The following is a 12927-nucleotide window of genomic DNA, read 5'->3' as shown; positions in this document are numbered from 1 at the left end:
GTGCTATGGCCGGTGACAGGTTGCCCAGGGGGGCACGCGACGGCGGGGCATCGCGATGGTGCCGGCCCGCGCGGAAAAGAGTGCGGAACGGGTAGCGTGCGTGATCTTCTGACCGCGCTGGCGGGCGCCGTCATCCTGGTTCTCGTCGCGGCTCTGGCCGTTCCGCCCGTCATCGATTGGCAGGCCCAGCGCGCGCTCGTCGACCGGGGCCTGACCCGGTCCCTCGGGGTGCCGGCCCGGACCGACGGCCGGATCGAGGTCCGGCTCCTGCCCTCGCCGCGGCTGCGGATCGACCGCCTGCATCTCGGGGCCGATCCGGCCCGCCCGACCCTCGACGCCCGCTTCGTCAAGGCCGAGATCGCCCTGACGCCACTGCTGAAGGGCGAGTTCCGCTTCACCGAGACGCGAATCGGACGGGCCGAGATCAAGCTCCCGGTGGTGGCCAGCGAGGCCCTGCGGATCCCGCCCGATCTCGGCGAGGCCCTGCGCGCCCGCGACTTCGCCATCGAGGACCTGCACGTCCAGCAATTCCTGGTGACCACCCAGGTGCCGGCCACCGGCCGGACCGACCAGCTCTACGTCCAGGACCTGCGCCTGCAGACCCCCGCGCTGATCGGGCCGTGGCGGGTCGAGGGCACGAGCGGCGGCGTCCCGTTCCGGGCGGTGAGCGGGACGCCCGGGGCGGACGGGCGGCTCGCCGTGAAGATCGCCGGCGGCGGCGACGCGCATCCCCGCTTCGAGGCCGACGCCCGGCTGGGCCTCGTCCCCACCGAGTCCGACGGGGCGGTCATCGAGTCCGAAGGCTCGGCCCGCCTGGTGGTCGGCCCGCCGACCCAGGCGGCCGGCCCCTACCTGCCGTTCTCGCTCGGGGGCAGCTTCAAGGCCCGGGGCACCCAGGTCCGGTTCGAGGGCGTCGAGCTGGCGATCGATCCGGGCGGCCGGGCGCTGCGCCTGGGCGGCACCGGACGGCTCGACCTGCGCCAATGGCGCGCCGGCCTGACCCTGGAGGCCCGCCGGCTCGACCTCGACGCCTTCCTGACCTCCCCGGAGGGCCAGAACCTGATCGGCCGCGGGCTGCCGGGCGCCGGGGCCGGGTTGCCGGCCATGTTCGACCTCGACCTGTCGGTGGGCAGCGCGGTGCTGGGCGGCGAGGAATGGTCGAACCTTGCGCTCGCCGGCACCGTCGAGCGCGCGGGAGGCCTGCTGCTGCGCCGCCTGACCGCGACCGGACCCGGCGACGCGACCCTGACCGTCAGCGGCCAGGTCGAGGCGGCGCCGCTGCGCCTCACCGGTCCCGTGGCGCTGGTCGCGGCCGATTCCGACCCGCTCGGGCGCTACCTGCGCCGGCTCGGCGTCGAGGGCCCCCGACCGCGCTCCTCGACGGGCGCAGGGTCGAGGCCGCGGCGGACCTCGCGGCGGCCGCCTCCAGCCTGTCCGTGCGCAACCTGCGCCTCGCGCTGGGGCGGCCCGCGTCACCGGCAACGCCCGCTACACCGCCGCGGAAGCCGGCGCGCGCGGGCGGTTCGACGCCCAGATCCGCGCCAGCGGCATCGACATCGCCGCCCTGCCGCCGCTCGGGACGACGCTCGGCAGCCTGCGCGACCACGACCTCGCCCTGACGCTGGAGGCCAAGGACGTGCGCTACGGGCCGGCCGGCTCCGGCAACGGCACGATCGCGGCCAGCATCCAGTCGGACGGGTCGAGCCTGGTGGTCGACAGTCTCGACGTGACGGACCTCGCGGGCGCCAGCGCCAAGCTGTCCGGCCGGATCGGCGCGGACGGGACCGGCCGCGTCTCCGGCCGCCTGAAGGCCCCCGTGGCGGCCCCGCTGCTCGGCCTGCTCGAACGGGTCTGGGTCGGCGAGATCCGCCTGCTGCCCGCGTTCCTGCGCGAGGCACCCCTCGACCTCGCCGTGACCCTCGATCGGGAGGGCGGCGCGTCCGACGCCCTGCGCAGCCAGATCAAGGGCAGCGCCGGCGGCGGCACCCTCGACCTGACGCTGGCGAGCCGCGGCACGCGGATCGAGGGCGGAACCGCGACCCTCGCGGCCCCCCGGGCGGGTCTCTGGTTCGGGCGCACCGACATCCCCGGATTGCAGCAGCCGGCCGAGCTGCGCCTCAGCGCCGAGCGGCCGGACGCCGACACCCTCGCGCTGACCGTCGACGGCACGCTCGCCGGCCTGAAGCTCGCCACCTCCCGGCCGATCCTGGTGGGGTCCGACGCGCTCGCCGGGGCCGGCGAGATCCGGGCCGCCACCGCCGACCTCGCCCCGTTCCTGACCCTGGCCGGGGCCGCGCGCCTGGCGCCGGGCGTGTGGCCGGCCGACCTGACGTTCGTCCTCGCCAAGGACGGCAGCGACATCGCCGCCGACACCACCGGGACGGTCGCGGGCGCGGCCCTGGGCGGCCGGCTGCAGCGGGCCCTGGCGGGCGCTGCGCGGCCGGCTCAGCTTCGACCGCCTGTCGGTGCCGCAGCTGGCGACGGCGCTGTTGCTGCCACCGGATCCGGCCAAGGCCGACCGCTTCGGCCCGGTCCCGCAGGCGCTCGCCCCTCGCGCTCGAGGCCCGTGTCGCGACCCTCGACCTCGGCCGCGGCCTCGCCGCCACGGAGGCCGGCCTGGCCCTCGGCCTTGCGGACGGCGTCCTGACCCTGCGCAACCTGACGGGCAAGCTCGCCGGCGGGCGGATCGCGGGCTCGGCCACGCTCACCCGTCGGGCGCGGAGGCGTCGGTCACCGGCGAGGGCGCCCTCGACGACGTGGCCCTCTCCGCCCTGGCCGGCGGTCCGATCGGCGGACGCCTGACCGCGTCCGCGCGCTTCGTCACCACGGCCGAGACCGCCCTGGCCTCGCCGACAACCTGTCCGGCAGCGGCAGCCTCACCCTCAAGGACCTGAGCGTTCCGGGGCCGACCCGGCGTCGCTCGGCCGCGCACTCGCCCGGGCGGTGGAGATCGACGATCCCCTGCGCGAAGGCCGGCTCCAGGCCCTGGTGGCCGAGGAACTCGCGAAGGCCGGCGCCCAGGCGAAGGCGCCCGCGAGCAGTCCGGCCACCCTCGTGGGCGGGTCCTGCGGGCCGGGCCCCTCGACCCGATTTCGGGGCCGCCCGCTGGTCCGGCACGCTCGGCTACGACCTGCGCGGCGGCCGGCTCGATGCCCGCGGGCTCCTGTCCGGCGGCCCGGTCCCCCGCGGCTGGAGCGCCGGCCCCCGGCCGTCCAGCTCGGCTTCACCGGGTCCCTCGCGGCCCCCGAGCGCGTGCTCGACGTCGGCGCCCTGTCGAACGGGTTGGCGGCCTTCGTGCTCCAGCGCGAGCTGGACACGATCGAGCTGACCGAGGCCGACCAGGTCGAGCGCCAGCGCCGCCGGGCCCGGATCGAGATGGACCGCGCCCGCGCCGCCGCCCTCAAGGCCGCCGCCGACAAGGCGGCAGCGGAGGACGCCGCCCGGCGCGCGCGGGTGCAGAGCGAGGGCGAGGCGACCCCAGGCGGGACGGAGGGGACGCAGCCGCCCGGCCGGCCGTGAGGCCAGGCTCGACCCCTTGATCGCGGCGTCGGCTCAGATCGCCTGTTCGGCCTTCGCCGGGGTGATGGGGACCGCGCAATGCGAAGGGTCGACAACCGACGCTCGGGGCCCATCGCGATCTCCGCAACGGATGGCTACGCGACGGTGCGCTTCGGGATGGCGCTGCATGGAAGCGGACGTCGTGTGTTGCCTCGCTCACGACCTGAGGCAGACGTATTCGGACCGAGCCCCGGCTCCGGCACGCTCGAGCGAACGGACGAGCCTGCTCCCGTAGCCTGAGGCGAGGCGCGGTTACCTGACTCGACTGTGACCGTTTGCCCTCGCAACGATCGGGGAGCCGCGCGATTGGCAGGGTCGCGCAGCTACGTTTCCGGGCGCACCTTTCATCCCCGTACGAACGAGAGATTTATGACGCCTCAATTCTGGCTGTGGCTGGGCTTTGCCGGAATGGCAGCCGGAGCCGCCGCGATCCTGTTCATGGCGAAGCGACGGACGCATGCCGAGGAGGCCGATGGCATCATCCATGGCATCGTGCCGATCATCGCGGCTTGCTCCTACTTCGCCATGGCGACGGGACAGGGAAGCATCACCCTTCCGGCCGGCCCCGATGCGGGGGAGGTTGCGCGCCAGTTCTACTTCGCCCGCTACATCGATTGGACCTTCACAACACCACTCCTGCTTCTCGGGCTCGCGCGCACGGCGATGCATTCTGGGATGCGCCGGCCGGCCGTCGTCTGGGGACTGATCGGCTCCGACCTGATCATGATCGTCACGGCCCTGGCCTTCGGCCTATCGACGGTCGCCTGGATCAAGTGGACGTGGTTCGCCATCTCGTGTGGTGCGTTCGTAGCCGTATTCTACGGGATCTTCGTGCAGTTGCGCGCGGAGAACGCCGCTGAGCGGGCCGACGTGCGCACCGCCTTCCTTCGCAACGCGGTGTTCCTGACCGTCGTCTGGTGCGTCTATCCCGTCGTGCTCCTCATCGGCCAGGACGGCCTCGGCATCCTGTCGCCCACCTTGGCCCTCGCCCTGATCGCCGTCTCGGACCTGACCGCGAAGGTCGTCTACGGCATCATGGCGACGATGGAGACTACCCGCGCCGTCGATCGCGATCTGGCCGACGGCCGGACCACCGCGACACCGCTTCGCCGGGCGGCCTGATCGGGATGGCGGCTCGCACATCCAGTCCCGTCCTCGGGGTCCGTGATCGGGCGAGCCGCCGCCGGATCGGTTCGGTGGAAGCGAAGCTCCCGCCCCTGGCGGGCGCCCTCGCGGCGCTCGCCCTGATCGCCACGGCGGCCCTGCCACGCGACGACTCCTGGCTCGTGGCCCTTGCCGTGGTGATCGTTCTCGGCGTGCCGCACGGCGCCCTGGATGGGGCCATCGCGGCGCCCCTGCTGCGTCCGCGTTACGGCCGGCTCTGGTTCGGGATCTTCGCGGTTCCGTATCTCGGCCTTGCCGCCCTGGTGCTACTGTCCTGGGAGATCGCACCGATGGCGACCCTGGCGGGTTTCCTCGCGTTGTCGGTCCTGCATTTCGGCGAGGAGGATTCCGGTCCTGGGCGGCCGTTCGAGGCCCTCGTGCGCGGCGGCCTGCCGATCGCCCTGCCGGCGCTGCTGCGGCCCGACGAGACGGCCGCAATGTTCGCGGCCGTGGCGCGAGTCCCGATGCCCCAGCTTCCCGATTGGTGGGCGGCCGCATCCTGGCTCTGGCTCGCCCTGGCCGCAGCCTGGGTGCTTGCGCATCGGCGCCGACGGGCCGTGCAGCTGGAGATCGCCGTGCTGGCAGCCGCCTTCTGGCTTCTGCCGCCGCTCACGGCCTTCACGCTGTACTTCGTCGGCCTCCACGCCCCCCGGCACATGCGCGCGCTGGTGTGCGATCCGATCCGGGCGCCGGGCGTGGACACGATGGGCAAGGCCGTCCTCGGCTCGCTACCGGTGTTCGGCCTCACGCTCCTGCTCGGCGCGGCCCTGTGGCCGCTCTACGCTGCGGGCTCGGACAACGAGGCCGTCACCCTCCTGACCCTCACGCTTCGCATGCTCTCCGCCCTGACGGTGCCGCACGTGCTCCTTGATCGGATCGCCGCCCGGCATCACGCTTGAACGCCCCTCCGTTCGCCGACCTTGGGATTTGCTCCTCGGGGTGAGCCCGGCCGCGTGCTCGGAGATCGCCGAGCGGTCCGCGGCCCTTCAGGTCTAGACCCAGGGCAAAGAGGGCCGCGCACGGGCTGCCGATCCGACCCACGTTCCGGATCTCCTACACCGTCCCCACCACCATCAGCGCGAAGGCGTAGATCAGCGCCACCTCCTCCAGCCGGTCGAAGCGGCCGGCCGCGCCGCCGTGGCCGGCTTCCATGTTGATGCGCAGGAGGATCGGGCCGCCGCCGGTCAGGGTGGCGCGCAGGCGGGCGACCCATTTGGCCGGCTCCCAGTAGGTCACGCGCGGGTCGGTGAGGCCGCCGAGCGCCAGGATCGCCGGGTAGTCCTTGGCGGCGACGTTGTCGTAGGGCGAGTAGGACAGGATCGTCTCGAACGCCGCCACGCTCTCGGCCGGGTTGCCCCATTCGGGCCATTCCGGCGGGGTGAGCGGCAATTCCGCGTCCAGCATGGTGTTGAGCACGTCCACGAACGGCACGTCGGCGACGATGCCGGCGAACAGCTCCGGGGCGAGGTTGGCGACCGCGCCCATCAGCATGCCGCCGGCCGAGCCGCCATGGGCGACGATGCGCTTCTCCGCCGTGTAGCCGGCCGCGATCAGCGCCCGCCCGCAGGCGATGAAGTCCATGAAGGTGTTGGGCTTCTTCTCGCGCTTGCCGTCGAGGTACCAGCGCCAGCCCTTCTCGGTGCCGCCGCGGATATGCGCGATCGCGTAGACGAAGCCGCGGTCGACCAGGCTGAGCAGGTTCGTGCGGAACCCGGCCGGCATCAGCGTCCCGTAGGAGCCGTAGCCGTAGAGCAGGAGCGGCGCCGAGCCGTCCAGCGGGAGGTCCCGGCGGTGCAGGAGCGAGATCGGCACCTGCTCGCCGTCCGGGGCGGTGGCGAACAGCCGGCGGGTCACGTAGGCGGCCGGATCGTGCCCGGACGGCACGGCCTGGCGCTTGCGCAGGGTCCGGCCGCGGCTGTCGCAGGCATAGTCCCAGGTCTCGGACGGCGTCGTCATGGACGAGTAGACGAAGCGGATCGTCGCCGTGTCGAACGCGTGGCCGCCCCGCAGGCCCAGCGCGTAGGCCTCCTCGGCGAACGCCACCGTGTGCTCGCCGTCATCGGCGAGGTCGCGCACGATGATCCGCGGCCGTGCGTTCTCGATCTCGAGGCGGACCAGGTGGCCGGCCAGCAGGTGCAGGTGGCGGATCATCACCCCGGGCCGGTGGGGCACGAGGTCGGTCCAGTTGGCCCGGCCCGGGTCGTCGAGCGGCGCGGTGACGATCTTGAAGTCCTCGGCGCCGTCCGCGTTGGTGCGGATGTAGAGCCGGTCGCCCCGGTGCTCGACGTCGTAGATCAGCAGCGGCTCGCGCGCCTGCACCAGGCGCAGGGCGGCCGACGGCGCGTGCCGGTCGAGCAGCCGGACCTCCGACGTCTCGTGGTCGCTCGCGGTCACGTCGAGGAACGCCCCCGATTGGGTGCGCCCGATATGGACGAAGTAGCCGGCATCCGCCTCGGTGTAGAGCGTCTCGTCGTCCGCCTGCCCGGTGCCGATCCGGTGGCGCATGACCTTGGCGGGGCGGTGGTTGGCGTCGAGGGCCACGTACCAGAAGCTGTGTCCGTCCGCGGCCCAGACCGCCTCGCCGGAGGTGGCCTCGACCCGGTCGTCGAGGTCGAGCCCGGTGGCGAGGTCGCGCACCCGGATCGTGTAGAGTTCCGAGCCCTTGGTGTCGGCGCTCCAGGCGAGCCGGCCGTGGTCGTCGGAATGGACCGCGGCGGCGATCTCGAAGAACGGCAGCCCCTCGCCCTCGCGGTCGCCGTCGATCAGGATCGTCTCGTCCGGGTCGGGGCCCGACTCCGGCACGTTCGGCGCGGTCGAGGGCCGGCGGCAGACCAGCGGGTGCTGCCCGCCCTCCCGGTGGCGGGTGTAATAGGCGTAGGGCCCGTCGGGATCGGGCACGCCGCTCTCGTCCTCCTGGATGCGGCCGCGCATCTCGGAGACCAGATTCTTGCGCAGGTCGGCGGCGCCGGCGAGCGCGGCCTCCGCGAAGGCGTTCTCGGCCTTGAGATAGGCGGCGATGTCGTCGGGCAGGGCGGCGGGGTCCTTGAGGACCGCCTGCCAGTTCTCCGCTTTCAACCACGCGTAGTCGTCGACGATCTCCCGGCCGTGGACGCTGAAGCGCCGCGGCCGGATCTCGGCGACCGGCGCCCCGGTCCGGTGAGCAAGAAGGCCGCGCCCGATATCCGTCATCGTCTCTCCCGCCGGGTTCCGTCACGCCCGGTCTGGGGATGTGTCCCGCCCGGGGCCGGGACGCAAGCCGCCGCGACGCCGGAACCGGCCAGGACATAACTTTAGGTAGGTTTCAAGAAAATGACGGTCTACTTCTAGATGGGATGGCGGAACTTTAAGTATCGCGCAACCGAAACATCGGCGCGTATCCGTAATGATGTTCTAACTTGTAATACAAAGCCGCCTGTTGTACCTTCGTATGAGGGATCGATTGGTGCACTCCCGGCCTGGGGCCGCTTGTTTGTGCTGGGTGCCACTCTGTCCCGATGCCTGCATCAGGCGCTGCTTGAACTGGCGAGGGCAGAAGCGAGACGCACGCTTCTTAGGAAATCGGGGGGACGTGGTGGAAGAGAACAGGAACGGGATCGATCTCGTCGGTGCGACGGCCGATATCGTGGCGGCCTATGTCAGCAACAACGCCGTCCCGGTGGGCGAATTGCGGCCGTTGTTCGGGAATGTCTACGCGGCCCTGAAACGGGTCGCGGAGGACCATGCCGGCCCGGTGGACGCGCGGGCGGAACCGGCGGTCCCGGTCGAGGGCTCGGTGACGGCGGATTACATCGTCTGCCTGGAGGACGGGCGGACGTTCAAGTCGCTCAAGCGGCATCTCCGCTCGAAGTACGGGATGAGCCCCGAGCAATACCGCGCGAAGTGGAAATTGCCCGCCGATTACCCGATGGTGGCGCCGAACTACGCCAAGGCCCGCTCCGAACTCGCCAAGGCGATCGGGCTGGGCCGGCCCGACGCCTTCCGGAGCGCCGCCTGAGGGCGAGCCGACCGGGACCGCGAGCCGGGAAACCGGGACGCCGTCGGACGTTGGGTTGCGATGGCGCGCTTCCTGCGAGGCCGTCGAACCCCCGTCCCGCGCCGAGGTGCTGAGCATGAACGCCATTCCCGACCCGCAGGACGGCGATCCCGCGGAGGACATCGTGCGGGTGAACGCCGCCCTCTCCGAATGGGCCGCGCGTTCCGCCGCCGACAGCGCAACGCTGATCGATCGCTTCGAAGACCTGGGCTACGCGGTCCGGGGCAAGTCCGAGGCGGAGATCGCCGAGATCCTCCGCCAGCCGCCGACGGGACAGCGTCGGACCTGAATCCCGTATTAGGTAAATAAGCCTTGACAATCGGGCCGATCGTCCGGTAGGCGTGGCGACGGGCCCTCGCATATCGGTATTGGAACAAAACATGAACAAAAAGGTGAAGTCCAGCCGAGCGAAGGCGGCGGCGCGTGGGATGGCCGGGACGCCCCTGACGTCCGAGGCGGCGCGGCTTCTGGCCCGGCTCGGGGAGGCCGGGGCCTATGCCCGGCCGGATCCGCTCACCGAGGACGGGCTGCTCGTCCGGCGCGGCGGCGACGGGGTCTCGGTGGGGAGCGGACGCTTCTCCTGCGCGGCCGGGCAGGCGCTGGTCGAGGCCGACCTCGCCGCCTGGAACCCGGGCGGCACCCGGCTGACGCTCGGCACGGCCGGGCAGGCGCGGCTGCGGCGCGGCGGGGCCCCGGACGGGATGGCGTTCCTGGCCCAACACCACGATCTCACGGTCGAGCCAGGCAGCGGGCCGGAGCCGACCCTGCGCAACGCCTCGGAAAATCCTCTGGCCTGGATGGTCCGGCGCCGGGGCGGCGACGGCGCACCGCTGATCGACCCGGCCGCCTTCGAGGCCGGCGAGCGGCTGCGCCGGGACATGACCACGGCCGCGATGCTGCCCCGGATGGGGATCGAACTCGGCGCCCCCGGGTCGACGGCGGCAGCGCCCGCGACCCGGCCGCCGCCTCCGACCAGGTGATCGCCGCGCGCCAGCGGGTCCGCGGCGCCCTCGACGCCGTGGGCGGCGACCTGTCGGGGCTGCTGATCGACCTGTGCGGCTTCCTCAAGGGCCTGGAGCGGATCGAGGCCGAGCGCCGCTGGCCGGCCCGCTCGGCCAAGGTCGTGGTCCGCATCGCCCTGGGGCGGCTGGCCGAGCATTACGGCCTGGCACGCGAGGCGACCGGACCGGACCACGGGCCGTTGCGGCTGTGGCGGGCGTGAGGGGGACCGGTGCGGACGCCGGAGGGGTCTCGGCTTCACCCTTTGCATCCGGCGATGCGGGAATGCGCCAGCCCGCGCGGGTGAGGGGCCGGCCGAGTCGGCCCGATCCTACGCCTCGGCCCCCAGGAACCGCACCGAATCCCGGTGGACCCGGTCGGCCATGGCGCGGACGCCGTTCGAGCGTTGCGGGGTCAGGTGCTCGCCCAGGCCCAGCTTGGTGTAGAGTGCGAACGCGTCGGTCTCCGCGGCCTCGCGCAGGGGTTTGCCGTCGAACAGCGCGATCATCAGCGCCACGAGGCCGCGCACGATGTGGGCGTCGCTGTCGCCGCGCATACGCAGGCGCGGCTCCGAGTCCGAGCGGTCGACGTCGAGGTCGATCCAGACCTGGCTGGCGCAGCCCTGGACCTTGTTGGTCTCGGCGTGCAGCGCCGGGTCCGGCGGCGGCAGGGCGCGTCCGAGCTCGATCAGGTAGCGGTAGCGCTCTTCCCAATCGTCGATGAACGCGAAATTCTCGACGATGGTGTCGATCGGGGGAACCATGGTGGACCGGATCCGGATTTGGGCGGGGCCGCTATACGGCGCTGGGGGAGATCTGGCGACTCCCGTGCGAACCACCAGGGGGCGCGGCGCCGGAGATCAGGTCTCCGGCGGCTGCGTCGGCGGCAGGGTCAGCATCAGGGGCGTGGCCGTGCTGGCATCGCCCGCGACCTGGATCTCGGCCTGGGCCGCGTAGGCCGCGATCAGGCGCGGCCCGAGCTTGGGGATGTTGGACCGTCCGGTGGCGGCCATCTCGCTCACCCCGGAGACGATCGAGACGCGCAGCGGCTGCCCCTCCGCGCGCTCGATCTCGATGGCGATCGAGCAGGCGACGTGCTCGGCGGTGGCGTCCAGGCACTCGGCCACGATCTCGGCGACGATCATGCCCAGGGCGTTGGCGGTGCGCGGCTCGACCAGCCCGGTCCCGGAGCCGCCGACCTGCACGCCGATCCGTCCGGCCCGGCGCAGCTGCCCGAGGCCCGAGGCCAGGCGGTGCAGGTAGTCGTGCAGGTCGATCGACGCGATGTGAGGGGCCTCGTGCAGGTGCTGCTGTACCAGGGCGATCGCCCGCACCCGCTGGCCCAGCGCCTCGAAGCTGCCGCGGCACGGTTCCGGGGCGGCCCGCCCGTACAGGCCGATCAGGCTGACCATCACCTGGAGGTTGTTGCGGACCCGGTGGTAGACCTCGGCGAGCAGCGCCTCCTTCTCGGCGAGCGCCTGCTCGATATGCTCCTCCGCATGCTTGCGGTCGGTGATGTCGAAGCAGGTGCCGAGATAGCCCTGGAACCGGCCGTCCTCCACGAGCGGGCGGGCGGTGTCGAGCAGCCAGCGGTAGACGCCGTCGTGCCGCCGAAGCCGGAATTCCACCGTGAACGGCGAGCGCGCCGCGAACGCCTCCGAGACGATCTGGGCGTGGCGCTCGAAATCCTCGGGATGCAGGCCGCTGCGCCAGCCGACGCTCAGCTCCTCTTCGAGGGGCCGGCCGGTGAACTCCAGCCAGCACTCGTTGTGATGGACCGCGTGGCCGTTCTCGTCCGAGCGCCACAGCATCAGCGGCACCACGTCGGCGAACCGCCGGAAGCTGTCGCCCAGCGCGACGCTGCCCGTCAAAGCGGCCCCGTGCGACGGATCTCCCGCCTGGTCGGCCGCCGGCGGCGCAGCCATTCCGGACCCTGGTGGCTGACCGCCCATTCTGTACCCGACCCGCTGTGTCGAACTGTGTGAGACGCCGTGATTGGTTCGTGATTGCGCCGGTCAACGTGCCGGTCGGGTCCCCGTTCCGATCCCACGTTGCCGCTGCCGCCGTCATCCACACGGGCCTGTGGATTCCCGCACGCGGCGGGATCGGGGTTACACGGGCTGGACGATTCATCTCCCGAGGGTGGGTCCCACACGCGATCACCCGCGCCGTCATTCCGGGGCGCCGCAGGCGAGCCCGGGATCCAGAACCGCCGTCGGTGCAGGAGCTTAATACGCCGGCGTCTCTGGATCCCGGGCTCCGCCGCGCAGCCCCGGAATGACGGCGCGGGGCTGTATCGGTCAGGTCGTCACGAGAAAAAGACTGAGCCGTCCGCCCTGAGCGGAGATTAAAATTCTCCCCTGTCTGACCCGCAGTCACAAGGGGGCGGGGGAAACGCGTTGCGTTTCCGAGGCTTGCCGCCGAACGGCCCTGTTGTGTGCATCCGGTGGACCGCTCGGGAGAGGCGGCGGCTCAAGCCCGGATCAGCTTCGACACCACCGCCAGGAGCTGTTCCGGCTTGAACGGCTTGGTGATCCAGCCGGTGGCGCCGGCGGACTTGGCCTGCTGTTTCACCGACTCGTCCGATTCCGTGCTCAGGAACAGGATCGGCACGCCCGCGCAGGACGGCACGGTGCGCAGCTGCCGGATCATCTCGATGCCGTTCATCACCGGCATGTTGAGGTCGGTGATCACCAGGTCGATCGCCCCGGCCTTCGCCTTGGCGAGACCCTCGGCGCCGTCCGCGGCCTCGATCACCGTGTGGCCGGCGGGGCTCAGCACGATCTTGATCATCTGCCGGATGCTGGGCGAATCGTCGACGGCGAGAACGGTGGCCATGGTGGGGCGCGGTCCTGGGATCAGAGAGCGGGAGCGGCGTCGAACGGGGCGTGCGGTGCGATGCCGGCGCGCCGGAACGCCGTCACGACCGGGTCGGGCAGGTTGGTCAGGTCTAGGGTGAGGCCGCGCCGGCCGGCGGTCCGGGCGGCCGCGGCGACGAGCTGGACGAAGGTGATGTCGGTCCGTTCGATCGCGGCACAATCCAGCACGAGCCGCGACCCGCCCTCGATGGCGGCCAGCACATCGTCCTGGAGCGCCTGCGCGGTCCGCAGCGTACAATCGGCCGGCATCGTGAGGGTGAGGTGTTCGGCCATGAGCAATCCGCTGCTGAGGCGC

12 protein-coding genes and 1 pseudogene are annotated in these 12927 nt (G+C 72.2%); 7 read left to right on the top strand and 6 right to left on the bottom strand.

The annotated features are described in order from the left end of the window. Positions 1–3: 3 nt before the first annotated feature. On the bottom strand, positions 4–1476 hold the full coding sequence (locus FVA80_RS31410) for a hypothetical protein (protein WP_246692042.1): 1473 nt from the start codon (positions 1474–1476) through the stop codon (positions 4–6). A 160-nt stretch (positions 1477–1636) separates the two neighbouring features. Here FVA80_RS31410 and FVA80_RS31405 point away from each other — a divergent pair, with 160 nt between their 5' ends. From FVA80_RS31405 to FVA80_RS19770, 4 genes are all read left to right on the top strand, one after another. Beyond that, the gene (locus FVA80_RS31405; protein WP_246692041.1) at positions 1637–2647 is read left to right on the top strand and encodes a hypothetical protein; all 1011 of its coding nucleotides are present in this window, start codon (positions 1637–1639) and stop codon (positions 2645–2647) included. Positions 2648–2943: 296 nt separating this feature from the next. Next, positions 2944–3519 carry a hypothetical protein gene (locus FVA80_RS31400; RefSeq protein ID WP_246692040.1) on the top strand — a complete coding sequence of 192 codons (576 nt, stop codon included), beginning with the start codon at positions 2944–2946 and terminating at the stop codon, positions 3517–3519. 408 nt (positions 3520–3927) lie between these two features. Further along, positions 3928–4680: a bacteriorhodopsin gene (locus FVA80_RS19775; RefSeq protein ID WP_147910414.1), complete on the top strand. Its 753-nt coding sequence runs from the start codon at positions 3928–3930 to the stop codon at positions 4678–4680. A gap of 74 nt (positions 4681–4754) precedes the next feature. Further along, on the top strand, positions 4755–5621 hold the full coding sequence (locus tag FVA80_RS19770) for a Brp/Blh family beta-carotene 15,15'-dioxygenase (RefSeq protein WP_246692039.1): 867 nt from the start codon (positions 4755–4757) through the stop codon (positions 5619–5621). A gap of 154 nt (positions 5622–5775) precedes the next feature. Here FVA80_RS19770 and FVA80_RS19765 read toward each other — a convergent pair whose 3' ends face one another. After that, the gene (locus FVA80_RS19765; RefSeq protein WP_147910412.1) at positions 5776–7911 is read right to left on the bottom strand and encodes a S9 family peptidase; all 2136 of its coding nucleotides are present in this window, start codon (positions 7909–7911) and stop codon (positions 5776–5778) included. Positions 7912–8290: 379 nt separating this feature from the next. On the opposite strand from FVA80_RS19765, the gene FVA80_RS19760 reads away from it, so the two are divergent. The 3 genes and pseudogenes from FVA80_RS19760 (at position 8291) to FVA80_RS19750 (ending at position 9977) form a co-directional block, all read left to right on the top strand. Next, entirely contained in the window at positions 8291–8716 is a 426-nt protein-coding gene (locus FVA80_RS19760; protein WP_246692038.1) for a MucR family transcriptional regulator, read from the top strand. A 115-nt stretch (positions 8717–8831) separates the two neighbouring features. Then, entirely contained in the window at positions 8832–9044 is a 213-nt protein-coding gene (locus FVA80_RS19755; protein WP_147910410.1) for a hypothetical protein, read from the top strand. A gap of 139 nt (positions 9045–9183) precedes the next feature. Continuing rightward, positions 9184–9977, top strand: a pseudogene (locus tag FVA80_RS19750) (DUF6456 domain-containing protein). Positions 9978–10085: 108 nt separating this feature from the next. On the opposite strand, the gene FVA80_RS19745 reads toward FVA80_RS19750, so the two are convergent. The 4 genes from FVA80_RS19745 to FVA80_RS19730 form a co-directional block, all read right to left on the bottom strand. Then, the gene (locus tag FVA80_RS19745) at positions 10086–10517 is read right to left on the bottom strand and encodes a SufE family protein (RefSeq protein WP_147910409.1); all 432 of its coding nucleotides are present in this window, start codon (positions 10515–10517) and stop codon (positions 10086–10088) included. 96 nt (positions 10518–10613) lie between these two features. Beyond that, on the bottom strand, positions 10614–11705 hold the full coding sequence (locus tag FVA80_RS19740) for a PAS domain-containing protein (protein WP_187193426.1): 1092 nt from the start codon (positions 11703–11705) through the stop codon (positions 10614–10616). A gap of 520 nt (positions 11706–12225) precedes the next feature. Next, positions 12226–12591 (bottom strand): response regulator, encoded by a 366-nt coding sequence (locus tag FVA80_RS19735; RefSeq protein ID WP_147910408.1) that lies wholly within the window; start codon positions 12589–12591, stop codon positions 12226–12228. A 20-nt stretch (positions 12592–12611) separates the two neighbouring features. Beyond that, complete coding sequence (locus FVA80_RS19730) at positions 12612–12905, bottom strand: STAS domain-containing protein (protein ID WP_147910407.1); 294 nt, start codon at positions 12903–12905, stop codon at positions 12612–12614. Positions 12906–12927: the final 22 nt, after the last annotated feature.

It is taken from the genome of Methylobacterium sp. WL1 (assembly GCF_008000895.1).
Taxonomy (GTDB): domain Bacteria; phylum Pseudomonadota; class Alphaproteobacteria; order Rhizobiales; family Beijerinckiaceae; genus Methylobacterium.
The sequence above is the reverse complement of the archived record's forward strand: the minus strand, read 5'-3'. Positions and strand labels throughout refer to the sequence as shown.

Coding starts and splice junctions, on each gene's coding strand:
- FVA80_RS19765 (WP_147910412.1), bottom strand. CDS start 7,911: ATGACGGATATCGGGCGCGGCCTTCTTGCTCACCGGACCGGGGCGCCG.
- FVA80_RS19730 (WP_147910407.1), bottom strand. CDS start 12,905: ATGGCCGAACACCTCACCCTCACGATGCCGGCCGATTGTACGCTGCGG.
- FVA80_RS19740 (WP_187193426.1), bottom strand. CDS start 11,705: ATGGGCGGTCAGCCACCAGGGTCCGGAATGGCTGCGCCGCCGGCGGCC.
- FVA80_RS19735 (WP_147910408.1), bottom strand. CDS start 12,591: ATGGCCACCGTTCTCGCCGTCGACGATTCGCCCAGCATCCGGCAGATG.
- FVA80_RS19775 (WP_147910414.1), top strand. CDS start 3,928: ATGACGCCTCAATTCTGGCTGTGGCTGGGCTTTGCCGGAATGGCAGCC.
- FVA80_RS19755 (WP_147910410.1), top strand. CDS start 8,832: ATGAACGCCATTCCCGACCCGCAGGACGGCGATCCCGCGGAGGACATC.
- FVA80_RS19745 (WP_147910409.1), bottom strand. CDS start 10,517: ATGGTTCCCCCGATCGACACCATCGTCGAGAATTTCGCGTTCATCGAC.